Annotated in this window: 20 protein-coding genes; 14 read left to right on the top strand and 6 right to left on the bottom strand. The window is 64.3% G+C overall.

The features are described from left to right. The first annotated feature begins 13 nt into the window (after positions 1-13). From E8L03_RS15220 to E8L03_RS15210, 3 genes are all read left to right on the top strand, one after another. The gene (locus tag E8L03_RS15220) at positions 14-244 is read left to right on the top strand and encodes a rubredoxin (RefSeq protein WP_144234029.1); all 231 of its coding nucleotides are present in this window, start codon (positions 14-16) and stop codon (positions 242-244) included. Between the two features lie 282 nt (positions 245-526). Next, positions 527-817: a hypothetical protein gene (locus E8L03_RS15215; RefSeq protein WP_144234030.1), complete on the top strand. Its 291-nt coding sequence runs from the start codon at positions 527-529 to the stop codon at positions 815-817. A 254-nt stretch (positions 818-1,071) separates the two neighbouring features. Beyond that, positions 1,072-1,413: a hypothetical protein gene (locus E8L03_RS15210; protein ID WP_171267792.1), complete on the top strand. Its 342-nt coding sequence runs from the start codon at positions 1,072-1,074 to the stop codon at positions 1,411-1,413. 137 nt (positions 1,414-1,550) lie between these two features. Here the strand turns inward: E8L03_RS15210 and sppA are convergent, their stop codons facing one another. The 3 genes from sppA to rimO all read right to left on the bottom strand — a co-directional run bounded on the left by sppA (position 1,551) and on the right by rimO (position 5,691). Next, the gene (sppA, locus tag E8L03_RS15205; protein WP_244963538.1) at positions 1,551-2,447 is read right to left on the bottom strand and encodes a signal peptide peptidase SppA; all 897 of its coding nucleotides are present in this window, start codon (positions 2,445-2,447) and stop codon (positions 1,551-1,553) included. Next, positions 2,437-4,164, bottom strand: a complete 1,728-nt coding sequence (locus tag E8L03_RS15200) for a 30S ribosomal protein S1 (protein ID WP_144234032.1) — start codon at positions 4,162-4,164, stop codon at positions 2,437-2,439. Before E8L03_RS15200 ends, sppA begins: the two co-directional genes overlap by 11 nt. A gap of 132 nt (positions 4,165-4,296) precedes the next feature. Next, on the bottom strand, positions 4,297-5,691 hold the full coding sequence (gene rimO / locus E8L03_RS15195) for a 30S ribosomal protein S12 methylthiotransferase RimO (RefSeq protein ID WP_171267791.1): 1,395 nt from the start codon (positions 5,689-5,691) through the stop codon (positions 4,297-4,299). A 214-nt stretch (positions 5,692-5,905) separates the two neighbouring features. Between rimO and E8L03_RS15190 the strand changes: the two genes are divergently transcribed. From E8L03_RS15190 to E8L03_RS15150, 9 genes are all read left to right on the top strand, one after another. Then, the gene (locus tag E8L03_RS15190) at positions 5,906-7,450 is read left to right on the top strand and encodes a two-component system sensor histidine kinase NtrB (protein ID WP_144234034.1); all 1,545 of its coding nucleotides are present in this window, start codon (positions 5,906-5,908) and stop codon (positions 7,448-7,450) included. After that, entirely contained in the window at positions 7,451-7,717 is a 267-nt protein-coding gene (locus E8L03_RS15185; protein WP_171267790.1) for a hypothetical protein, read from the top strand. Continuing rightward, positions 7,714-8,352, top strand: coding sequence for an XTP/dITP diphosphatase (locus tag E8L03_RS15180; RefSeq protein ID WP_171267789.1), 639 nt, complete (start codon positions 7,714-7,716; stop codon positions 8,350-8,352). The genes E8L03_RS15185 and E8L03_RS15180 overlap by 4 nt, the downstream gene beginning before the upstream one ends. Positions 8,353-8,412: 60 nt before the next feature. Then, positions 8,413-10,260, top strand: a complete 1,848-nt coding sequence (gene glmS / locus E8L03_RS15175) for a glutamine--fructose-6-phosphate transaminase (isomerizing) (RefSeq protein ID WP_171267788.1) — start codon at positions 8,413-8,415, stop codon at positions 10,258-10,260. 43 nt (positions 10,261-10,303) lie between these two features. Then, entirely contained in the window at positions 10,304-12,253 is a 1,950-nt protein-coding gene (locus tag E8L03_RS15170) for an N-acetylmuramoyl-L-alanine amidase (RefSeq protein WP_171267787.1), read from the top strand. 53 nt (positions 12,254-12,306) lie between these two features. After that, positions 12,307-14,922 carry a DNA polymerase I gene (locus E8L03_RS15165; protein ID WP_171267786.1) on the top strand — a complete coding sequence of 872 codons (2,616 nt, stop codon included), beginning with the start codon at positions 12,307-12,309 and terminating at the stop codon, positions 14,920-14,922. 38 nt (positions 14,923-14,960) lie between these two features. After that, positions 14,961-15,302, top strand: a complete 342-nt coding sequence (locus tag E8L03_RS15160; protein WP_144234040.1) for a DUF1844 domain-containing protein — start codon at positions 14,961-14,963, stop codon at positions 15,300-15,302. Positions 15,303-15,317: 15 nt separating this feature from the next. Next, entirely contained in the window at positions 15,318-16,373 is a 1,056-nt protein-coding gene (gene argC, locus E8L03_RS15155; protein WP_144234437.1) for an N-acetyl-gamma-glutamyl-phosphate reductase, read from the top strand. Between the two features lie 230 nt (positions 16,374-16,603). Further along, positions 16,604-17,950: an EAL and HDOD domain-containing protein gene (locus E8L03_RS15150; RefSeq protein WP_171267785.1), complete on the top strand. Its 1,347-nt coding sequence runs from the start codon at positions 16,604-16,606 to the stop codon at positions 17,948-17,950. Positions 17,951-18,152: 202 nt separating this feature from the next. Here E8L03_RS15150 and E8L03_RS15145 read toward each other — a convergent pair whose 3' ends face one another. Further along, positions 18,153-19,442, bottom strand: coding sequence for a phenylacetate--CoA ligase family protein (locus tag E8L03_RS15145; protein WP_144234042.1), 1,290 nt, complete (start codon positions 19,440-19,442; stop codon positions 18,153-18,155). Positions 19,443-19,657: 215 nt separating this feature from the next. Here E8L03_RS15145 and purD point away from each other — a divergent pair, with 215 nt between their 5' ends. Further along, positions 19,658-20,929 carry a phosphoribosylamine--glycine ligase gene (gene purD / locus E8L03_RS15140; RefSeq protein WP_171267784.1) on the top strand — a complete coding sequence of 424 codons (1,272 nt, stop codon included), beginning with the start codon at positions 19,658-19,660 and terminating at the stop codon, positions 20,927-20,929. Positions 20,930-21,162: 233 nt separating this feature from the next. Further along, a complete protein-coding gene (purE, locus tag E8L03_RS15135) occupies positions 21,163-21,660 on the top strand; it encodes a 5-(carboxyamino)imidazole ribonucleotide mutase (RefSeq protein ID WP_171267783.1) in 498 nt (165 codons plus the stop codon). A gap of 111 nt (positions 21,661-21,771) precedes the next feature. On the opposite strand, the gene E8L03_RS15130 is transcribed toward purE, so the two are convergent. Together E8L03_RS15130 and E8L03_RS15125 are read right to left on the bottom strand one after the other, a co-directional pair. Beyond that, positions 21,772-22,074, bottom strand: coding sequence for a hypothetical protein (locus tag E8L03_RS15130; RefSeq protein ID WP_171267782.1), 303 nt, complete (start codon positions 22,072-22,074; stop codon positions 21,772-21,774). 148 nt (positions 22,075-22,222) lie between these two features. After that, on the bottom strand, positions 22,223-22,924 hold the full coding sequence (locus tag E8L03_RS15125) for an ABC transporter ATP-binding protein (RefSeq protein ID WP_171267781.1): 702 nt from the start codon (positions 22,922-22,924) through the stop codon (positions 22,223-22,225). Positions 22,925-23,047 lie beyond the last annotated feature (123 nt).

Here is a 23,047-nt window from a genome sequence, read left to right as displayed (position 1 = left end):
ACAAGGAGGCAGCATGTCCAGACCGGAAGAAATGTACCAATGTCAGACCGTGAACTGCGGTTACATCTACGACCCGGACAAGGGCGACCGCAAGGGCAAGATTCCCAAGGGCACGAAGTTCGAAGACCTTCCCGATACGTGGCGGTGCCCTATCTGCGGGGCGACCAGGAAGTGCTTCAAGCCCCTTGCCGGACCGGGCTCCACCAAGGACGATCTTTCCAAGTGCGAGACACCGACCATATGAGCGGGAGCAGATCGACTCGCGCGCTCTCCACAGCAAGGCGACGGCCAGCCCAGCCGTCGCCTTTTTGATGCACGGCGGCCACGCAACCCGTACATTTCTTTCAGAACTATTCGTATAGCTTTTAGACACGCTGTATACTTTATATACGCCTGTTCAGCTCTCGCCGCGCAGCCTGATTTCCATTTTTATCAACAATTGCAGCCTGTAAGCTGAACCATGTCGGTTTGGCATGAGTGATGCTTTTCTAGAGTCGAACGCAACGAAAAAAGAGGAGCAGACATCATGCGCAACGCCTTTTTCATCGCAACACTCTTCGCAGCGCTCATTCTCCTGGCCGGCCATTCCTTTGCCGCCGGCCCCAACACGGCCCGCCAGGGGTATCGATATGGGCACGGACCATGCGGCATGGGCATGGGACACGGCTACAACCACGCCGCATACAACAACCAGAACCGCGGTTACGGTTACGCACCCTGCTGGACGGGGAGCCAGGACGGTTCCCATATGAGCTACGACACGTACCGGCAGAACACACCCCGCCGACTGAACACCGGCGGCACCACCAACCGGTAGCCTTTCCAACGATCGTGCTCTTGGCCTGACGCCGCACAGGACGAGAGCGCATTGTTGGGCCACCCTCCTGCCGTCCGTAGGGAAGACGGGCTCCTGGCCCCCCTTGGCCCGTCTTCCCGAAACTTTCCTTCCGTCTGACCCGCCCTGGCAGCCGTCGCATGACGGCTGCCTTCTTTTTATACAGATATCGGACGCCCGCCGCCTGTGCTATGGTGCAGCCAATACCGACCGCTGACGCCACAAGGAGGACGGCCATGCGATATGTACTGCTTGCCTGGGCCATGCTCATCGCTTTGTCCTGCGCGGCCCCTGTGCATGCGCAGTCGAGGCTGGACCGCGGGCTCTACCGCCGCTACCCGAACCGCTACGACGACGCGCCCTCGCCCTTGGTGCGCCGCTGGCGCGAGGAACGCCACGGCGGGCGCTACGCGCCGGAGGGCCCGTATGTCTCGGAGGACAACGCAACAGGTAATGCAACGGGGAATGCGACGGATAACTCGACGGCGACTGCGGCAGCCAATGCGACAGGGAACGGAATGGACAACGCCGCGAATGACGCAGCGAGAAATGCGACGGGCGATGCCGGTCAGCAGTGAACCAGGCGGGCCGGAAACGCTGGCCACAAGCGAGACAGTGAGGCTGGTGAGCGGAAGCCGCTACGCGGCATGAGCGCGAACACGGCGCAACGCGCCGCAGCGATCACAGATTGTACAACGGTGCGGGCTGAAGCGCCCTAGCGGAGGGAGTACTCGAAGCGCGGGCCTTGTTGCGTCCTGGCGCCGTCCACGTGGGAGACGACGCTGCCGATGACCCTGTCGAGCAGGCTCTCCTCCTCGACCGGACCTTCGTCAAAGGGCAGGTCGCCCTTGCCGGTCTTCTTGCGCAGCACGTCCTTGGCGTCCTCGAAACCGCCGAGCTGGTCCACCAGGCCGAGCTTCTTGGCCTGGCGTCCGCTGTAGACACGGCCGTCTGCCAGCTCGCGCACCTTGGCCTCGTCCATGTGCCGGCCCTCGGCCACGTCTTCCACAAACTGCGAGAAGAGGTCGTCCACAAGGCTCTGGAAGTAGGCGCGCTCCTTGGGCGTGAGTTCGCGATAAGGCGAGCCGGCATCCTTCATCTCGCCGGAGGTGATGGCTTCGTAGGTGTAGCCGATCTTGCCCATGAGGTCCTGCCAGCTGCCCAGGGACATGATGACGCCGATGGAGCCGGTGAGGGTGCCGGGGTTGGCTACGATGGTCTCTGCCGGACAGGCCACGTAGTAGCCGCCGGAAGCGGCAAGGGAGCCCATGGAGACGACCACGGGCTTGACCGCGGCGAGCTTCTTGACCGCGGCATAGATCTCCTGCGCCGGACCGACCACGCCGCCCGGGGAGTCGATGCGGATGAGCACGCCGGGCACGTCCGAGTCCTCGCGCAGCGTGTCCAGGAAATCCACCACGGACTCGGAGTCCCCGATTTCCCCTTCCACGCGCACGAGGCCGTAGCGCTCGCCGCTCATGCCGCCATCCCCGTTCAGTATCCAAAGACGAACGGCAGCCGTGGCTCCAACCATGAAGACCACGACTGCCGCGAGAAGTGCGAATCCGAAAAGAAACGGGTGGCGCTGGCTGAAATCGCCGCTACTCGTCACCGTCCCCTTCCAGCTTTTGCTTCAACAGGTCGCCCAGGGTGGTGCCGGCTTCCTCGCCGGAGGAACGGAACTCCTTGGGCTTCTTGCGCTCTTCCTCTTCCTTGATCTGCTTGATGGAGAGGCCGAGCCGGCGCTCTTCAGCGCTGACATGGATGACCTTGGCTTCGATCTCCGCGCCCTCGGTGAACATCTCGGAGGGGCTCTTGACCTTCTTCATGGAGATCTCGGAGACGTGCACCAGGCCCTCGATGCCTTCCTCGACCTCAACAAAGAGACCAAAGTCGGTGATGTTGGTCACGGTGCCGCGAACAAGGCTGCCTACGGGGTAGCGCATGGGAACCTGGGTCCACGGGTCCTCGTTGAGCTGCTTGATGCCGAGGGTGAACTTCTCGTTCTCCTTGTCCACGGTGAGGACCTTGGCCTGGACGGTGTCGCCGACCTGGTAGATTTCCTCGGGGTGGCGGATCTTCTTGGTCCAGGAGATGTCCGAGACGTGGATGAGGCCGTCGATGCCGTCCTCGATGCCGATGAAGATACCGAACTCGGTGATGTTCTTGATGGTACCTTCGAGCACGGTGCCCTCGGGGTACTTCTCAGCCACGAGATCCCAGGGGTTCGGGCTGACCTGCTTCATACCGAGGGAGATGCGCTTCTTGTCGGGGTCGACGCCCAGGATGACCACCTCGACCTCGTCGCCCACCTTCACCATCTGGGAGGGGTGGCGCAGCTTGCGGGTCCAGGACATCTCGGAGATGTGCACCAGGCCCTCGACGCCGGGCTCCAGCTCCACGAAGGCGCCGTAGTCCACCAGGTTGGTGACCTTGCCTTCCAGGCGCTTGCCCTCGGGGTATTTCTCGGTGATGTCTTCCCACGGATCGGGCACGAGCTGCTTGAGGCCCAGGGAAACCTTCTTGGATTCCTTGTCGAAGTTAAGGACCTTGAGCTCCAGCTCCTGGCCCAGCTTGACCATTTCCTTGGGATGCTTGATGCGCTTCCAGGACATGTCCGTGATGTGCAGCAGGCCGTCGAGGCCGCCCAGATCGACGAACACGCCGTACTCGGTGATATTCTTGACCTTACCGGTAACGGTCTGGCCTTCCTCCAGCGTCTTGAGCAGCTCGGTGCGCTTGGACTCGCGCTCTTCTTCGAGCAGCACGCGGCGGGAGACAATGACGTTGGACCGGCGGCGGTTGATCTTCAATACGCGGAAATCGAATTCCTCGCCCACGAGCGCGTCCATGTCCGGCACGGGTCGCAGATCAACATGCGAACCGGGCAGGAACGCTTCCAGGCCGCCAAGATCCACCGTGTAACCGCCTTTGATGCGGCGCACGATACGGCCGTGGATCGTGTCGTCCTTTTCCTGAATCTCTTCGAGCTTGTCGAAGAGCTGCATGCGCTTGGCCTTGTCGCGCGAAAGGATCAACGTCCCTTCCAGCTCGTCCTTGCGGACGACGAAGACATCGACCTTGTCACCAACGCTCACCGTCAGGTTGCCTTCGGCGTCGGTAAACTCTTGCGCAGGGATCTGGCCTTCAGATTTGAAGTTGACGTCGACGAGGACGGTGTTCTCGTCTGCCTTGACTACCTCGCCCTGGACAATGGAGCCTTCTTCGAGGGCGCCGAAATCCGCGTTAAGGTAATCTTCAAGGGCAGCCTCGAAATCCAGGCCCCCATCGGTCATCAAAAGGTCTTTTTGGGTTGACTCGTTGGACATAAAGGGATTCACTCAAAATGACAAAAGGTTACACACTTGACCCGCAATACGGGTCAGGCCTTAAACACATCCTTCCTAATTCAAAGGAACCCGTCGTCTAACAGAGAAAAACAGGGTTGACAACTGTTATATTCAAGACAGCGCTACTAGATCGTAGGTTTTCGAGTCTTCCACCAGCGCTTTGACTACGACTCCCGGATGAACTCCCTTACCGGAGATATAGGTAACCCCATCCACATCCGGCGCCTGCAGCCACACCCGGCCCCGGTGCAGACCCGGCCAGTCCGGCACCATGTCGTCCACCAGCACGTCCATCTCCTCGTCCACGTAAGCCTCCAGCAGCTCCGCGCTGATCTCCGCCTGCATGCTCATGAGCCGCGCGAGCCGCTCCTGCTTCACCGCGTCCTCCACCTGGTTCTCCATGGCCGCCGCCGGCGTGCCCTCCTCCGGCCAGTAGGGGAACACCCCCAGATGCTGGAAGCGCACCTCGCGCACAAACTGCTCCAGCGCCTCGAAGTGCTGCTCCTCCTCGCCGGGATAGCCCACGATGAACGTGGTGCGCAGCACCGATTCCGGCACCTTGGCGCGCACCCGCTCCACCACGCGCATGGGATCGCCGGAGAACGGCCGCCCCATCCTGCGCAGGATATCCGGATGCGCATGCTGCAGCGGAATGTCGAAGTACGGCAGCAGGGTTCCCTGCGGATCGGCGTTGGCCCTGTAGAAGTCCAGCAGCCGCTCGTCCAGCCCGGCCGGGTAGAGATACATGGTCCGCAGCCAGGTCAGGCCGTTGATCTTCAGTAGGCGCTCCAGCAGCGCCGTCAGAGATTTCGAGCCCGTACCCCCGGTCCGACCCCAGGCCGTGAGATCCTGGCCCACGAGCACGAGCTCCTTGACCGGCGGTCCGTGCCTGCCGGCGACCAGGGCCTCGGCCTCGGCCACCAGGGCGTCGGCGTCGAAGCTCACATGCGGCCCCTTGATGGACGGGATGGTGCAGAAACCGCAGGCGTGGTCGCAGCCTTCGCTCACCTTCAGATAGGCATGCCCGGCCGTGGTGGAGAGCGAGCGCAGGCTGCCCGGCTTCAGATCCAGAGCCCCGACTGTGTCCGCCGCATCGCTCTGCCCGCCGGCGAACTTGAAGAGGCCGCCGGCGCGGCGTGCCTCCACAGCCGCAAGGACCAGGCCGTGCCAGCGCGGCCAGTCATCCGGAACAAGCCACAGATCCACCTCCGGCATCTCGGCGGCCAGCTCGTCTGCGCCGTAGCGCTGCACCAGGCACCCGGCCACGGCCACTACGGCCGTGGGGTTCTCCTCCTCTGCCGTGCGCACCAGCTCCAGAATCGTCTCGATGGACTCCTCCACGGCCGGATGGATGAAGGCGCAGGTGTTCACCAGGATGAGGTCGGCGTCGTCAGGATGGGGCGTGAGCTCCATTCCCGGCGAGAGGGCGCCCACCAGCCGCTCCGTGTCCACGGTGTTTTTCGGACAACCGAGGCTCGTGACATGAACTCGTATGGGGTGATCCATGTGGACATTCCATTCAAAAATGTTCTCGAGACAGGTGGTTGCGTTCATTCAGCCGCATTTCCCGCCGCCTTGTGCCGGAAAGGACGAGGCCAAACCAATCACCCCCCCTTTTCATATGCCTCGGAAAAAGTGTAGGCTCGAATATCACATCATTCCGAGCAGGCCGGTTTTACCGGTAGACTGAACGAGCTGAGGGGGCTCCGCTTAGACACGCATGCCCGAGCACACGAGACAAAACCCTCCGGATACGGACACCGACGCCAAGGCGTTCCTCATCGGCGCCGTAGGGCCACACACGGCTCTCGACGAGTTCGTCGAGCTCGTCAACACGGCCGAGTTCCGCTCCTCATGCCCCTGGATGGCCATAGGCGGCGTTGTTGTCATGAACGGCGGCGATCCCGCTGCCGATCCTCCGGCCCAAGTGGCGGCCCATGCCGCTGCCAACCCCGTCTTCTCCAGTGTTCCGGACCTCCTGGCCGCAGTGCCCGATCTGGAGCTGCTGCTGGACCTGAGCGGCGACTCCGAGCACTTCCTCGCGCTCCGCGCCTCGCTGCCTCCCACGGTCTCGGCCATCAACGCCCGCTCGGCAGGATGCTTCAGCCGGCTGCTACACTCCATGCACGAGTTCGGCAAGTGCGTGGGCGACCTCTCCTACACACGCTCGATCTTTAACACCTTGTTCGACGAGGTCCAAGAAGACATCGTGCTCCTCGCTCCGGACGGCACCATCCTGGACATGAACAACCACCTGCCGCAACGGGTGCACCAGCCCAAGGAGAGGCTCATCGGCGGCCAGTGCTCGGACATCGAGGGCGGCTCGTTCTGCTGCACCCTGGATGCTCAGTGCCCCCTGAGCAAGACCATGGAGACCCGCCAGAAGGCCGAGAGCGTGTACACCTACGTGGATAAGGACGGCCGGATGCGCTACTACCGCATCTACACCTATCCCGTGTTCAACGCCGAGGGCGAGATCCGCGCCGTGGTGGAGATGCGCCGGGACATCACCAACCGCACGCACATGGAGCAACGCCTCGCGCAGTCGGAGAAGATGGCCGCCATCGGCGAGCTCTCCACCTACATCGCCCACGAGATCCGCAACCCGCTCTTCGCCATCGCCGGGTTCGCCAATGCGCTGATGCGCTCCTCCGCCCTTGGGGAGAACGACCGCGAGAAGGTCTCCATCATCCTGGAGGAGTCCAAACGGCTGGACAGCATTCTCAAGTCCACCACCAACTTCGCCCGGCCCACGGACGCCAAGCAGGACTGGGTGGACGTGAACGCCATGGTGCGCGAGACCATGGAGCTTTTCGGCCTGGCCTGCGACTCCCAGAAGATCTCCTGCTGCATGGAGCTGGACGACTCCATCGCCCGCGCCAAGGGCGACGCCGACCTCCTCAAGCAGTGCGTCATCAACCTCATCCGCAACGCCATGGAAGCCATGCAGGGCGGCGGCAAGCTGCAACTGCGCACCGGCATGCGCGACCAGTTCATCTCCCTGGAGGCCGAGGACAATGGTCCCGGCATTGCCGAGGACCTGCGGGAAAAGGTCTTCAACCCGTTCTTCTCCACCAAGAACCAGGGCGCCGGCCTGGGGCTTGCCATGACCAAAAAAATCATCGAGGAAATGGGGGGCCAGGTGGAGCTGACCAGCCGCGTGGGTCAGGGCACTACGGTGCGCCTCCTGTTGCCTCCGGTCCTGGCTGTGGACGAAGACGCGGACGCCGAACTCGGCCAGGAGAGTGCGAACGGCTCAGAGTAGTTGTATAATACCATATTATTACAGCAGCTTATTCAAAACGCTTTTCCCGTGCGGTTTTCCCGCGCCTCCGGCGACGCCAAGCCCGCGACATCCCTTGTCTTTGTAGATGATCTCTTGAGTTTATCTATACTCTTTGATATCGAAGAAAGCGGACGTTTTTCGACAGCGCTTTCCCATGCGCTTTTTTTCAAGACCGCCGGCATGCCGCATGCGTCCGATGGCGTACGGGAAAACGCCGCGCTGCCGACGACTGGAGACGATTTGTGACGACACTGGTCCTGGCCACCCGCAACGCCGGCAAGATCGCCGAGCTCACGCGGCTGCTTGAACCTTACGGGGTCGAGGTCCTGGGCCTCGACCGCTTCCCCGAGATCGGCGAGATTCCCGAAGACGGCGAAACCTTTGCCGAGAACGCCCTGTTCAAGGCGCTCACCGTGGCCCGCGCCACGGGACACATTGCCGTGGCCGACGACTCCGGCCTGGCAGTGGACGCCCTGGACGGCGCGCCCGGCGTCTACTCCGCCCGTTACGCCCAGCCCGGCGACGTGCCCGGCGGCGAAGCGATGACCCAGGATGCGCGCAACAACGCCAAGCTTCTGGCCGCCCTGCAGGGCGTGCCCATGGATAAACGCACCGCGCGGTTCGTCTGCTGCATGGCCGCGGCAGCGCCCAACGAAGAGACCCTTGTGGCCGAGCGTGCCTGGGAAGGACGCATCGCCCTGGAGCCCGGCGGCGACAACGGCTTCGGCTACGACCCGCTCTTCCTCGTGCCGGACGCCGGCTGCACTTCGGCGCAGCTCGCCCCCGAGGAAAAGAACAGGCGCAGCCACCGCGGCCAGGCCCTCAAGGCCCTGCTGCAAGGTTGGCCCGAGTTTCTCGCCCGGGCCGGAGAGGCGCAATGAACCGGCGGAGCCGCTTCCGCAAACTGTTACCGGACACAATGTCCCGCTAGGAGTCCGTCCATGTGCGGCATTATCGGATACACAGGCGGCCGGCCGGCCGTCCCCCTGATCATAGAGGGCCTGCGCCGTCTGGAGTACCGTGGCTATGACTCCGCCGGCACCGCGTATGTCCAGGATGGAGAGCTGCAGGTGGTGCGCGCCGAGGGCAAGCTCATCGAGCTCGACACCAAGCTCGCCGCTCTCGACACCTCCAGGGCCCGCGCCGGCATCGGCCATACCCGCTGGGCCACGCACGGCGTGCCCGTGGAGCGCAACGCCCATCCCCACATCGACCAGGACGGCACCATCGCCCTGGTCCACAACGGCATCATCGAGAACTACCAGGAGCTGAAGGACGAGCTCACTGCGGCCGGCCACACCTTCCGCACGGAGACGGACACCGAGGTCATCGCCCATCTCATCGGTGCCGTGCTCAACGCCTGCATCGTAGAAGGCGTGCCCGAAGAGGACTGCATGATCCAGGCCCTGTCCCGGGCGCTGGCCCGCGCCGAAGGCGCCTACGCCCTGGCCGTGATCAACCTGGCCGAGCCGGACGTCATCTACGGCGCGCGGCACTCCAGCCCGCTGGTCATGGGCGTGTCCGACGAGGAGAACTTCCTGGCCTCGGACATCCCGGCGTTCCTGCCCTACACCCGCAACGTGGTGTATCTGAACGACGGCGAGCTCGTCCGCCTGACCAAGAACTCCTGGACAGTGTACGACTGCGCCACCGCCAAGAAGATCGAGCGTACGCCCCAGCGTATCGAATGGGATATCCAGGCCGCGCAGAAAGGCGGCTACAAGCACTTCATGCTCAAGGAGATCTTTGAGCAGCCCATGGTGGTGACCAACTGCCTCACCGGCCGGCTTTCCCCGGACCACAAGCACGTGACTCTGCCCGAGCTGGAAGAAATGCCCGTGCCCGAGCGCCTGCACATCATCGCCTGCGGCACCTCGTTCCACGCCGGACTGTGGGCCATGTACCTGATGGAGAACTGGGCCAAGATTCCCACCTCCGTGGAGATCGCCTCGGAGTACCGCTACCGCGACACCATCCTCGGCGAGGGCGACCAGGTGCTCGTCATCAGCCAGTCCGGTGAGACGGCCGACACCCTGGCCTGCCTGCGCAAGGTCAAGGAGCAGGGCGCCAAGGTCATCGGCCTGTGCAACGTGGTGGGATCGTCCATCGCCCGCGAGTCCGACACGGTCATCTACACCCAGGCCGGGCCGGAGATATCCGTGGCCTCCACCAAGGCCATGTGCAGCCAGCTCGTGGTGCTCACGCTCATGGCGCTGTTCTGGGGCCGGCGCAAGAACCTGCTCACCGAAATGGCCGAGACCGAGTGCCTGGACACGCTCAAGCGCATTCCGGAGCATCTGGAGACCGCCCTGCCCGAAATGCGGGAGACGGCACGCACCCTGGCGCGCCAATATTCCGGCGCGCGCAGCTTCCTCTTCCTGGGCCGCGGCTCCTGCTACCCCCTGGCCCTGGAAGGCGCGCTCAAGCTCAAGGAAATTTCCTACATCCACGCCGAGGGCTACGCCGCCGGCGAGATGAAGCACGGGCCCATCGCACTTATCGATCCGGACTTCCCGACCTTTGCCCTGGCCCTGGCCGACGACCTCTTTCCCAAAGTGCAGTCCAACCTGCAGGAGGTGCAGGCGCGCAACGGCAAAATCATTGCATTGACTCAGGACGGAATGGATTTAACTGTAGACAGTGTTTGGAAAATTCCCCACGCATGGGGACCGTTGGACGTATTTTTCGCACTCCCCGCCTTGCAGCTCTTTGCCTATGAGGTGGCGGACTATCTCGGCAAGGACGTGGACCAGCCCCGCAACCTGGCCAAGAGCGTAACCGTGGAGTAGCGTCGGTTTTCCGGCGAAAGGGGCAGGTGTGCGGGTTACTGACATGCTCGATACCATCCTGAAAACAAACGCAAGAAAGCGCCTCGCCGCCGTACTGGCGGCGTGTCTGTGCATCATGCTCTGGGCAGGCGCGGCTTCGGCCAACGCCGAGGCCGAGTTCAAGTCCGCGTGGAAGGACTTCCACTCCCTGCGGCAGGACTCGAAGCGCGCACAGTACCGCTCCCACTGGCAATCCCTGGAAACACGGTTCCTCGCCGTGTTCAAGGAGTCGCCCGAAGGCCCCTATGCGCCCAAGGCCCTGTTCTACGTCGGCCGGGTCAACTACGAGCTCGGCAAGCGCTCCTATCTGAAGACCGACTTCCGCGTGGCCGTGGACTACTTCCAGCGCGTGGCCACGCGCTATCCCGGCCACTCCTGGTCGGACGACGCCCTCTACCACATGGCGGTCATCGAGTATCAGCACCTCAAGAACGCGCCCAAGGCCGTGGACGTGCTCGACGCGCAGATCGCCACCTATCCTGAGGGCGACATGGTGGAGCGGGCCAAGGCCCTGCGCGCGGAGATCGTGGGCGAGGAGCACGCGGTCATCGCCGCGACGCCCACCGGCAAGCCTGATCCCGCCGAGCTGCAATCCACCGACGCCGGCGCAAAGGCCGTGGCCGAGGCTCCGGCGAAACGCAACGTGCCGCCCGGTGACGCCCGGCTCATCGACGTGCGCTACCAGTCCTCGGACGAGTTCTCCCGCGTGGTGGTGGTGCTGAACAAGGAAGCGGCCTACACCTACAACGTGCTGGGCCCCAACGCGGCTGCCAACAAGCCCCACCGCCTCTACATCGACTTCGAGCACACCCGCCTGGCCAACAACGTCAACAACGACCTGGCCATCTCCGACGGTATCCTGCGCCGGGTTCGCGCAGGGCAGAACACCCCCACCAAGGCGCGCGTGGTTCTCGATTTCCAGGACATCCGCAAGTACAAGATTTTCGCCATGGAGAGCGGCGAGGACTACCGCCTGCTCATCGACGTCTCCGCGCCGGACGCCAACCTCGACCCTGCCAGCCTCAAAGAGCAGGCCCTGAAGGAAGCGGCGCAGGCCGCGGCCCAGGCCGTACGCCAGCCTGTTGGCGACAATCCCCTCAGGCCGGTCAAGCGCCCTGTCCGCGAGCCCGTGAAGAAGGAGCCGGCCACGGTGGCGGACAACGCCAAGCCCTCTGCCGGCGGCGCGAAATCCTCCGGCGAGGCCAAGGTGAACTACGACCTCACCCCGGACCGCAAGAAGCACGCCGACCAGCTTGTGGAGCAACTCGGCCTGACCATCGGCACAATCATGATCGACGCAGGCCACGGCGGCAAGGACCCCGGCGCCATGGCCAACGGCGTGATCGAGAAGAACGTCAACCTCCAGTTCGCCAAGCTGCTGGGCGAGAACCTGAAGGAAAAGGGATTCGAGGTCCTCTACACCCGCGAAAAGGACATCTTCATTCCCCTGGAGGAGCGCACGGCCCTGGCCAACGTGAAAAAGGCCGATCTCTTCGTCTCCGTCCACTGCAACGCCTTCCCCACGTCGAACAAGATCAGCGGCATGGAGACGTACTACCTGGACCTCGCCACCTCGGACGACGCCGTACGCGTGGCCGCGCGGGAAAACGCCGTCTCCACCAAGAAAATCTCCGATCTCCAGTTCATCCTCACGGACCTGATGCTCTCCTCCAAGATGAAGGAGTCGCGCGAGCTGGCCAACTCCGTGCAGTCCGCCGCCATCACCTCTCTGCGCAAGCACTACAAGATCCGCGACCAGGGCGTGCGCTCGGCACCGTTCTACGTGCTCATGGGCGCGCGCATGCCATCCGTCCTGGTGGAGCTCGGCTACATAACGAACCACACCGAGGCCAAGCGGCTCAAGTCCAAGACATACCTGAAGCGTCAGGCCGAGGGACTGGCCGAGGGCATTGCCGCATACAAGAAGGCCATCGAGCGTTTCGCCAGCCTCTGATAAACCTTCCGGCCTCTGGTCTTTTCGGACGCAAGTCCGTATAGTTCCGGGCCATGTCCCTGAAAGAACGACTCGGGTTCGAAAAAGACCCGCTCTACCTCATCGACGGCTCCACGTACGTCTATCGCGCGTTCTACGCCTTTCCGGATCTGCAACGCGCCGACGGCTTTCCCACCAATGCGCTGTTCATCGTCATGCGGCTGATGCTCCGGCTGCTGCGCGAGGAAGAGCCCAGCCACATGGCCTTCATCCTGGACGGCCCGGGCCCCAACTTCCGCCACGAGCTGTACGAGCCGTACAAGGCCCAGCGCATGGCCATGCCCGAGAACCTCAAAGCGCAGCTCGCACCCATCCGTGAAGCGCTTGAGCTGCTGGGCTGCCCGGTAGTGGTCTCGGAAGCGTGCGAGGCGGACGACGTCATCGCCGCGGTCTCCAAAAAGGCGCAGGCCGAACGGCCCGTGGTCATCGTGGGCGCGGACAAGGACCTCAAGCAGCTCCTGGCTCCCGAGGTGGTCATGTGGGACCCGGGCGGCAAGCAGGAAAAGCTCGTCACCCTGGACTCCTTCACCAAGGAGACGGGCCTCAGCCCCCAGCAGTGGCCGGACTTCCAGGCTCTGATCGGCGACTCCGCCGACAACATCCCCGGCGTGCCCGGCGTGGGCCCCAAGACCGCCGAGAAGCTGATGCGGCGCTACCCCACGCTGGAGGACCTTTCCGCCGCGATCAAGGGCGGCGGCGACCTCACCAAGGCCGAGCGCAACAAGCTCAAGGACCACGGCGACGACATTTTCATCTTCAGAAAGCTCACCCGCCTGGACACGGACTGCGCAGACATCGACCTGACCACGCTTCAGACCCAGGCGCCGAATATCAAGGAGCTCGCGCACTTTCTGGAAGAGTACGAGTTCCGCTCCCTGCTGCGCGAGATGCCCAAGGAAAAGGCCATCCGCGTGCACGCCGAGGAGCTGCCCCTGTTCGGCGCAGGCGCGTCCAAGGACGACGCCCCGGAGCTGGACGAGATCTCCGGCCCCAACGCCCTGCCCGCCGTGGCAGGCAAGGAGGTCTGCCTCGTACCGCAGCAAGAAAGTGGGAAAGGGCTGCTCCTGGCCGTTGCCGGCGAGAAGGCCGGCTGCCGCTACGTCGGTCCGCTGGAGCCGCTGGCCACAAAGCTCGCCGGGGCGGAGCGTGTCTACTGCCCGGCGCTCAAGGAGCTTTTGCGCGTCCATCCCGTGTTCGAGGCCGTGGAGACCGCCCGCTGGTCCGACATCTCCGTGGCCGCCTACCTGCTGGAGCCCGAGGAGCGGGACTACTCCCTGCCCCATCTGTTGCAGCGCTACGAGCCGGAGCTGCCCACCCGGCCCAAGGACCTTGCCAGCGGCGGCCTGGAGCTCGGCAGGCTATTGAATCAGCGCCTGGACGCCGCGCAGATGCACGAGCTTTTCCGCGATCTGGAGATGCCCCTGGTCACTGTGCTCGCCGCCATGGAGCGTTGCGGCGTGGCCATCGACATGGAGGCATTCGCCGAGTTCCTGGACGAGGTCACCACCCAGGCCCAGGCCCTGAACGACAAGGTCATGGAGCTGGCCGGCAAGGAGTTCAACCCGCGCTCCAGCCAGCAGCTTGCCGAGGTGCTGTTCACCGATCTGGAGCTCAAACCGGCCGGCAAGACGCCCGGCGGCTCGGCCTCCACCTCCCAGGCCGTGCTGGAACGTCTGGCCGACAAGCACCCCATCGTCTCCACCATCCTGGAGTACCGCAAGATGGAGAAGCTGCGCTCCACCTACCTGGAGCCAATGCCCAAGCTGGTGGACCCAAAGGACGGCCGCATCCACACCACCTTTAACCAGACCGCCACGGCCACGGGCCGGCTTTCATCATCCGGGCCGAACCTGCAGAACATCCCCATCCGCGGACCCATGGGCAGCCGGATGCGCTCGTGCTTCATCGCCGCGCCCGGCCATCTGCTCGTTGCCGCGGACTACTCCCAGATCGAGCTGCGCGTGCTGGCGCACATGTCCCAGGACCCGACCCTGCTGGAGGCGTTCCGCAAGAACCAGGACATCCACTCCCGCACGGCCGGGCTGCTCTTTGACAAGAGCCCGGAGGAGGTCTCGCCGGACGAGCGCCGCAACGCCAAGACCATCAACTTCGGCCTGATCTACGGCATGGGTCCGCAGAAGCTCGCCCAGGAGCTTTCTGTCCCGCTCAAAGAGGCCAAGGCTTTTATCGACCGCTACTTCTCGCGCCTCTCCGTGCTGCGCGACTTCTACGAAAGCATCGAGGAAAAAGCCCGCGAGCAGGGGTACGTGACCACCCTGGCCAACCGCCGCCGGCTGCTGCCGGATCTCTACTCCCGCAACTCCCAGCTCCAGAGCCAGGCGCGGCGCCAGGCCATCAACACTGTGGTCCAGGGCAGCGCCGCGGACATCATCAAGCTCGCCATGCTCGCCGTTGCGCGCGACCATGCCTTGCAAAGCCTCAATGCACGTCTTATCCTCCAGGTACACGACGAGCTGCTCCTCGAAGTGCCCGCCGGAGAAGGCGAATCGGACGATGCGGCCCGCGAGGCCGGGACCCGTCTCGAAGCGCTCATGTCCGGCGTGGTCGACCTCGATGTGCCGCTCCTCGTGGAGTGGGGCACGGGCCGCGACTGGGGTTCCGCCCACTAGGCAGTACCGACGCACCAAACGTTCAGGAGCATTGTTTCATGGCAGACGAGAATTCCACACCCAAGGACGAGACCCGGGCGGGCGAGGCCCAGACCGGCGCAGGCGAGTGCCATTCCGGCCAGCACGACTGCCCCTACCCGCAGGTCACCTTTTCCACATTCATCCTCTCCCTGAGCTCTTCGGCGCTGGTCCACCTGGGCGAAGTGCCCGATCCGGACACCGGCCAGACCATGGAGAACCTGCCGCTGGCCAAGCACACCGTCGACATCATCGCCATGCTCAAGGAAAAGACCAGCTCCTGCCTGGACGCCGACGAGGCCAAGCTCATCGACGGCATTCTCTATGAACTGCGCATGAAGTACGTCATGCACCGCAAGTAAGGATCTTCCATGAGCATCGAGCGCATCCCCGTCGGCCTGGTAGGCGTGACGGGCTATACCGGCATGGAGCTCGCGCGCATCCTGGCGCACCACCCTTCTTTCGAGCTGGTCACCGCCACCTCCCGCGCCGAGGCCGGCAAGAAGCTGGTGGATATCTATCCCTTCCTCCAGGGGATGGACATGGGCTCCATCGAGATCAGCCAGCCCGACCCGGACCAGATCGCCAAGGCCTGCTCCCTGGTCTTTCTGGCCGTGCCGCACGGCGCTGCCATGGACATGGCCGCCGAGCTCATCGCCCGCGACGTGAAGGTGGTGGACCTCTCGGCCGACTTCCGGCTGCGCGACGCCGCCGTCTACGCCCAGTGGTACGGCCTGGAGCATCGCCACGTCGCGCTGATCCAGGAGGCTGTTTACGGCCTGCCGGAGCTCTACGCCGACGCCATCGCCAGAGCGCGGCTCATCGCCAACCCCGGCTGCTACCCCACCTCCGTCATCCTGGGCCTGCTGCCGCTTCTGCGCCACGACCTGATCGAGACAGACTCCATCGTGGCCGACTCCAAGTCCGGGGCCACGGGCGCCGGCCGCAAGGCCGCCACAGGCACGCTGTTCTGCGAGGTCTCGGACTCCTTCCGCGCCTACAACCTGGGCAAGCACCGCCACACCCCGGAGATCGAGCAGGAACTCTCGCGCATCGCGGGCTCGTCGCTCACTGTCTCCTTCAACCCGCACCTTCTGCCCATCAACCGCGGCATCCTGACCACGCTGTACACGCGCACCACAGGTGAAACGCCCACGGCCGAGTCCATCCACGAGCTCTATACGGACGCCTACGCCGAGCACGAGTTCGTCCGGGTTCTGCCCCTGGGCCGGCTGCCGGAAACGCGCTGGGTGCGCGGCACCATGTACTGCGACATCGGTCTGGTCTGTGATACGCGCACAAACCGCGTCATCGTGGTTTCGGCCATCGACAACCTGTGCCGCGGTGCATCCGGCCAGGCCGTGGCTTGCGCGAACCTTATGAGCGATTTCCCCCTGTCCGAGGGGCTCGCCATGGCGCCGCTGATGCCGTGATTTTTCCCTTGCATAGCGGGTAATTCGTTGCCTAATATGCGGTGTATTTTTTAAAAGAGCTATTTTAACTGCTTATTGGCGTATCAGTACGGCACCCCGGGGGGCGGTCCGCCGTGGCTTGGCTCGCCGTGCATTCTGCTGTAGCGCAGCCGGCCCTGTCCGTCTCCCTGCCGTCAACGGATTCGGGGGAGATTTTGGCGAAACGTATATTCCCGTTGCGCAGAGCCGCGGTGGGCTTCAAATCCGACGGCTCGGCTTCGGCGTCCAATGACCCAACGTCTACGGGTCCGGATTCCGAGGAGGATACGTCATCCCCCTTCTGCCTCCCGCCCCACTTTCCCATCTTTGTCGCACGGCAGCCCATTTTCGACCGCGCCGGCCACATCTGGGGCTATGAGCTGCTCTTCCGCAGCTGCGCGGAAGCCACTGTCGCCTCGTTCGACAATCCCGACCTCGCCACGTCCAAGATCATTGCGGACGGCCTCTCCCTGGCCGCCGGCCCCATGGAGAAAGAACGCAAGTTCTGCATCAACTTCACCCACGATCTGCTGGTGCAGGACGCCCTTTACGCCCTGCCGCCGGAGCACATCGTGGCCGAGGTCCTGGAAGACACGCCCCCCACTGACGAGGTGCTGAAGGCCATCCGGCGGTACAAGGACGCCGGCTACAGCTTCGCCCTGGACGACTACTCCGGCCAGCCCGAGCTGGAGCCATTTCTGGATCTCGTGGACATCGTCAAGATGGACTTCATGGCGCTCGAACACGTCGACCTCATCAAGACGACCCAGAAAATCCGCCAGCACGGGCAGTTCACCCTGCTTGCCGAAAAGGTCGCCACCTCCAAGAGCCTCCAGTTGGCGCAGGCCCTGTGTTATGACCTGTTCCAGGGCAACAGGCTGATGCGGCCGCGGCTCATTTCAGGCCGCTCGCTACCGTCGAGCAAGCTGGCCAAGCTGCGGCTTCTGAGCAAGCTGGCGTCGCAGGACTTCGAGGTGGCCGAGCTGGCGCAGCTCATCGCCACGGACGTCTCCTTGAGCTACCGCCTGCTGCGGCACATCAACTCCGCCTACTACGGCTTTGCGCGGAAGATATCCTCGCTCCAGCAGGCCGTGAGCCTCCTGGGCAGCGACGCCCTCCGCCACTGGATCATGGCCGCGGTGCTCACGGAGCTGGAGCCCGGTCCCCTGGGCAAGGAGCTGGCGTTTCTTTCCGTGCGCAGGGCGCGGTTCATGGAGCTTATCTCCCGTTGCATGCCGAAGCCGCCCGGCTCTGCCGAGTCCATGTTCCTTGTCGGGCTTTTTTCCATGCTGGACATCCTGCTGGGCACCACCATGGAGCAGGCCACCTCCGACCTGCCCCTGGACGAGCCGATCAAAGACGCCCTGCTCGGAGAGGACTCGGAGTACTCCAAGTGGTTCTCGCTGCTCAACGCCCTGGACGGCGGGTTGTGGGACGATGCTCTGGAGACGCTGCAACAGGCCGACCTCGCTCCCGAGACCGCTGCGGCCTCCCACGCCCTGGCCACCACGTGGGCCCGGCAGATGCTGGAGCTCTCCACAGAAGGCCAGGCGGCCTGAGCAGACTTCCCGACAAACTGCTGAAAGCTTTCTTCCGACAGGCCGTGCAGCGGCCGCACCGTGAAGGTGCACAGAATATTCAAAACCCTCGCGTATGCAGAAGTACGCGAGGGTTTTGATTTTTGACGCAAGCCACCTGCCGTGATGGTGAAGGGATGAGCCCGGCGTCACCATTTGGCGAACGGTCATTGTTGGAGGGCTTCTACTCCCGGTCGTCCACCACCCGCTTGGACTTGGCAAAGGACCGCGGCAGCTCGCCCGGATCCAGAATCTCCACCGTTGCCCGCGCCAGCAGCTTGTCGCGCAGGGCCACGCCGAAGTTCGCCGCGCTCTCTTTGTCTCCGGCCGGGTCCAGCCCGGGTTTGCGCTCCACCTGGATGGTCATGTTGTCGCGGCCTTCGCGCCGCTCCAGGAAGATGCGGTACTCCGAGGAAAGCCGCGGGAAGTGCTCCAGCACGTCGGCGATCTGTCCGGGGTAGATGTTCACCCCGCGGTAGATGATCATGTCGTCGGAGCGGCCTATGATCGGCGCATGCCGCGGCAGGGTGACGCCGCAGGAGCACTCGCCGGGGATCAGCCGCGACAGGTCCCGCGTGCGGTAGCGGATCAGCGGCGCGGCCTCCTTGCGCAGGGTCGTCACCACCATCTCGCCCACCTCGCCCGGCTCCACGGGCTTGAGCGTCTGCGGGTCGATGATCTCCAGGATATAAATGTCCGCCCAGTAGTGCAGGCCTTCGTGGGCCGAGCACTCCAGGGCCGAGCCCGGGCCGTACAGCTCGGTCAGGCCGGCGATGTCGAAGCTGTCCTCCAGACCCAGCTTTTCCGTGAACGCCTCGCGCATCTTCCTGCTGTGCGTCTCCGCGCCGAAGATGCAGCGCCTCAGGGCCAACCGGTCGGTCATGCCGCGCTTCTCCGCCTCCTCGCCCATAAGCAGGGCCATGGACGCCGTGGAGCACAGGCAGGTGGACTGCATGTCTTCGGCCAGGGCGAGCTGCATCTCCAGGTTGCCGGGACCGATGGGCACAGCCGTCGCCCCGAACCGCTCGCAGCCGAGCTGGAACCCGGCGCCGGCCGTCCACAGGCCGTAGCCCACGGCAATCTGCACGCGGTCCAGCCGGGTCAGGCCGGCCAGCTCGTAGCAGCGCGCGAACATCTCCTTCCAGGTGTCGATGTCGTTCTGGGTATAGGCCAGGATCTTGCGCTTGCCCGTGGTGCCGGAGGACGCGTGGATGCGCACGACGTCTTCTTCCGGAACGCTGAGGAGCGGCAGCGGGTAGCCGTCGCGCAGGTCCTCCACCGAGGTGAAGGGCAGCTTTTCCAGATCGTCCAGGCTGCGCACGTCGCCGGGTTGTACGCCGGCGGCGTCCAGCTTGGCTCTGTGTTGCGGGCTGTTCTCATAGGCGTGGCGCAGGGTCCACTGGAGACCGTCGAGCTGTTTTGCGGCGATTTCGTCGGCGGAAAGGGAGGGAATGAAACGGTGGGTCTGGCTCATGGGTACGCCTCCCGGCGCATATATGACGTGACACCCGGATAACAGGCCGCCTCCGGCGGCCGCCGGCGGCGCGGGGAAGCCGCCTTGTTTCCGGAACAAAAATTCTTTAGCCTGTTTCGATTGTTCCCCGTTGTTCGGAAGGAGATTTTCCTAGCACGTATGATCCCGGCGGAAAAGTCGCACCCGGCCGGGGATTTTCCCCAGGAGGATAACTCGTGAAGATTCTTATCGTCGGCTCGGGCGGCCGTGAGCATGCCCTTGCCTGGAAGCTCGCACAAAGCCCCAAGGTTGACGACATCTTCGTGGCACCAGGCAACGGCGGCACGGCCGGCATCGCGGAAAACGTGCCCATCCCGGACAGCCACGTACCGGCCCTGGCGCGTTTTGCCAAGGAGCGCGGCGTGGATCTCTGCGTGGTGGGTCCAGAGGTGCCACTGGTGCTCGGCCTAGCCAACGCCATGGCCAAGCAGGACATCCCCTGTTTCGGTCCGGACGCCTACGCGGCCCAGCTCGAAGGCAGCAAGTCCTTTGCCAAGCTCGTCATGGAGCACACCGGCGTGCCCACGGCCCGTTCCGCCACCTTTGACGACTACGACTCGGCCAAGGCGTACCTCGACAAGCACCCCATCCCCGTGGTCATCAAGGCCGACGGCCTGGCCGCCGGCAAGGGCGTAACCGTGGCCGCCACCCGCGAGGAAGCCGAGAAAGCCCTGGACACGTGCATGCGCAAGCAGTCCTTTGGCATGGCCGGCGAGCGCGTGGTCATCGAGGAGGCCCTGGAGGGCGAGGAAGCCTCCTTCCTGGCTCTGTGCGACGGCAAGACCGTCGTGCCCCTGGCCTCGTCCCAGGACCACAAGGCCGTGGGCGAAGGCGACACCGGCCCCAACACCGGCGGCATGGGCGCCTACAGCCCGGCCCCCATCCTGCCCGAGTCCGAGCTGGAAAAGGTCTGCGACCTCGTGGCCCGGCCCGTGGTCGAGGCCATGGCCGCCTCCGGCCACCCCTTCATCGGCATGCTCTATGCCGGCCTGATGGTCAAGGACGGCGCGTACAAGGTTCTGGAGTACAACGTACGCTTCGGCGACCCCGAGTGCCAGCCCCTGCTGGCGCGGCTCGACAGCGACCTGGCCGAGCTGATGCTCGCCTGTGTGGAAGGCCGGCTGGAGCCGTCCATGATCGCCTGGAAGCCGCAGACAAGCTGCTGCGTGGTCATGGCCAGCCAAGGTTACCCCGGCTCCTACCGCACGGGCATGGCCATCGAGGGCATCGACGAGGCCGAGGAGCTGGAGGGGGTCACCGTGTTCCAGGCCGGCACCAAAATCGAGGCCGGCCGGCTCGTCACCTCCGGCGGCCGCGTCCTGGGCGTCACGGCCCTGGGAGACGACCTCAAGGCGGCCAAGGAGCGTGCCTACGAGGCCGTGGACCGCATCCGTTTCGAGAACAGCTACGTGCGCCGCGACATCGGCGACAAGGGCCTGGCCCGCTAATAGTACCGGGAGCAGAAAATAACTGTATTTTCGCTCTCCAATTATAAGAACGGCCACGCCTCGGGCGGGGCCTCGCGGCAAATGCCGCGGGAGCACGAAGATAACGACTTGGTGCTCCAAGTAATAATCGGCGGCCGCTGGCCGCACCCCTATTCTTCCATGGAGGGCCGCGCACCGTCCCCCGGTGCGCCGTCCTTCATGTGCTTTCAATTGTTTGTAATCCTGGAGGATTCATGATCAAGGTAGCAATCTTCATGGGCAGCGCCTCGGACGAGGAGCTCATGCGCCCATGCGCTGACATTCTGGACTCGATGGAGATCAACCACCGCTTCACCATCACCTCGGCCCACCGCACCCCGGAGCGCACCGAAAAGCTTATCCGCGAGCTGGAAGGCGAAGGCTGCGAGATTTTTATCTGCGGAGCCGGCATGGCCGCCCACCTGGCCGGCGCCGTGGCCGCACGCACCCTCAAACCCGTCATCGGCGTACCGCTCACGGCATCCTCCCTGGGTGGCATGGACGCCCTGCTCTCCACCGTGCAGATGCCGCAGGGCTTCCCCGTAGCCACCATGGCCCTGGATCGCTCCGGCGCGCGCAACGCGGCCTGGCTCGCCACGCAGATACTCGCCCTCAAGGATGAGGCCATTGCGGCGCGACTCAGGGACGTTCGCGATGGGTTCAAGGAAGCAGTGGACGAAGCCGCATTCAACCTGGAAAACGGCGCGATCTAGATTCCGATCCGGTAATATTCACCCTGGCCGGGGCTGTCGCACGGGGGTTGTCGCACGGACACGCCGCCGGCTTGATCCGGCGGTAACGATCGACTACGCCGGCGACTTGCTCTACGCCCTGCCTGCGGCGCTCTCGCCGCATCCCGCGTACGACTCCACCCGCACGAGCATGGTCTTGAAGCTCTTCAGCTCCGGCGCGCAGTGCGGGCAGCCGTACGTGCCGATGAGGCAGGAGTAGTCGAGCTCTTCGGGAAGCAGGCCAGCGGCCTCGATGAGGCTGCGTGTGCGTGCGGGCCGCCAGAGCACCGGCCGGCCGCACTCCAGGCATTCCACATAGAGGAGAGCGGGATCAAAGCGTTTTGGTCCGGTGATCAGGGACAATGCGACGCGTTGGATGTCGATGCGGCCTTCCATGGGCTGCTCCTGCAGACGTGCTGCGCGGTTTCGGAGCGCGGATGGGCTGCGCCCCGCTTACCCATGCCTATCGGCCGCTTTGGCCAGGCCTTAAGCGTGTGGCCTGAAAGAATTCAGCGTCACACCGCGCGGGATTCCGAATCAGGCGTCACTCCTCATCGACCCGGCGCGCCTCTCCCCCGGCCACGCGCCAGTGTACGGCATCTGCCGGCGGCTCATACCCGTGGTGCGTCACGCAGACCACGGCCACATTGTCCTCGCGGTTGACCCGCTCCACCTCGCGCATCACCACCCCGGCCGACTCGGCGTCCAGGGCCGAGACCGGTTCGTCCAGCAACAGGGCTCGCGGCCGCATGAACAGCGCCCGTATGAGGCAGAGCCGCTGCCGTTGGCCCACCGAGCACTCCGTGGCCTTCTTGTCCAGGCCGAGATCGGCGAGCAGAAAGCGCTCCAGCGCCGCGCGCATGGCCGCGTCGTCAGGCGGCTCCGGTCCCTCGCTTTTGGTGATGGCGAACCCGAACGGCAGCAGCAGGTTGTTGCGGATGGAGTCATCCTGCAGCACCGGCGTCTGCTGCATGTGGATGACCCGGCGGCGGAAGACTTCCGGCCGTATGGCGGCCGCATCCTCGCCGTCCAGCAGCAGCCTGCCCGCGCTGGGCGCATCCAGCCGGCTGAGCAGCCGCAGCAGGCTGGACTTGCCGCCTCCGGAAGGCCCTGTGACAAGGGCGAACTCCCCGGCGCGCAGGTTGAAGTCCACACCGGCGAACACGGTTCCCCCGCCGGGGTAGGCGAAGTGCGCCCCTTCCAGAACAAGTAACGGCGGGGCGGGCTGCGATGGATTCTCTTGCATCGGAACTACTTATCATGAACAACCTGCGCCGGACAATCGTCTGCCTTGACACGGATACGCGCGCATGGAATCGTTTTGTTATTGACGACCATCCGCACTGCACCAGGCTTTCCCGAAACGCTC

The organism is Oceanidesulfovibrio marinus (genome assembly GCF_013085545.1).
Lineage (GTDB): Bacteria > Desulfobacterota > Desulfovibrionia > Desulfovibrionales > Desulfovibrionaceae > Oceanidesulfovibrio > Oceanidesulfovibrio marinus.
This window is presented reverse-complemented; position numbering and strand designations above follow the sequence as displayed.

Bases quoted from the DNA above. Each gene is read 5' to 3' on its own strand.
- E8L03_RS15200 (WP_144234032.1), bottom strand. From the start codon at position 4,164: ATGTCCAACGAGTCAACCCAAAAAGACCTTTTGATGACCGATGGGGGC.
- E8L03_RS15170 (WP_171267787.1), top strand. From the start codon at position 10,304: ATGCTCGATACCATCCTGAAAACAAACGCAAGAAAGCGCCTCGCCGCC.
- E8L03_RS15210 (WP_171267792.1), top strand. From the start codon at position 1,072: ATGCGATATGTACTGCTTGCCTGGGCCATGCTCATCGCTTTGTCCTGC.
- glmS (WP_171267788.1), top strand. From the start codon at position 8,413: ATGTGCGGCATTATCGGATACACAGGCGGCCGGCCGGCCGTCCCCCTG.
- rimO (WP_171267791.1), bottom strand. From the start codon at position 5,691: ATGGATCACCCCATACGAGTTCATGTCACGAGCCTCGGTTGTCCGAAA.
- purE (WP_171267783.1), top strand. From the start codon at position 21,163: ATGATCAAGGTAGCAATCTTCATGGGCAGCGCCTCGGACGAGGAGCTC.
- E8L03_RS15125 (WP_171267781.1), bottom strand. From the start codon at position 22,924: ATGCAAGAGAATCCATCGCAGCCCGCCCCGCCGTTACTTGTTCTGGAA.
- E8L03_RS15130 (WP_171267782.1), bottom strand. From the start codon at position 22,074: ATGGAAGGCCGCATCGACATCCAACGCGTCGCATTGTCCCTGATCACC.
- E8L03_RS15145 (WP_144234042.1), bottom strand. From the start codon at position 19,442: ATGAGCCAGACCCACCGTTTCATTCCCTCCCTTTCCGCCGACGAAATC.
- E8L03_RS15190 (WP_144234034.1), top strand. From the start codon at position 5,906: ATGCCCGAGCACACGAGACAAAACCCTCCGGATACGGACACCGACGCC.
- E8L03_RS15165 (WP_171267786.1), top strand. From the start codon at position 12,307: ATGTCCCTGAAAGAACGACTCGGGTTCGAAAAAGACCCGCTCTACCTC.
- E8L03_RS15215 (WP_144234030.1), top strand. From the start codon at position 527: ATGCGCAACGCCTTTTTCATCGCAACACTCTTCGCAGCGCTCATTCTC.
- E8L03_RS15220 (WP_144234029.1), top strand. From the start codon at position 14: ATGTCCAGACCGGAAGAAATGTACCAATGTCAGACCGTGAACTGCGGT.
- E8L03_RS15160 (WP_144234040.1), top strand. From the start codon at position 14,961: ATGGCAGACGAGAATTCCACACCCAAGGACGAGACCCGGGCGGGCGAG.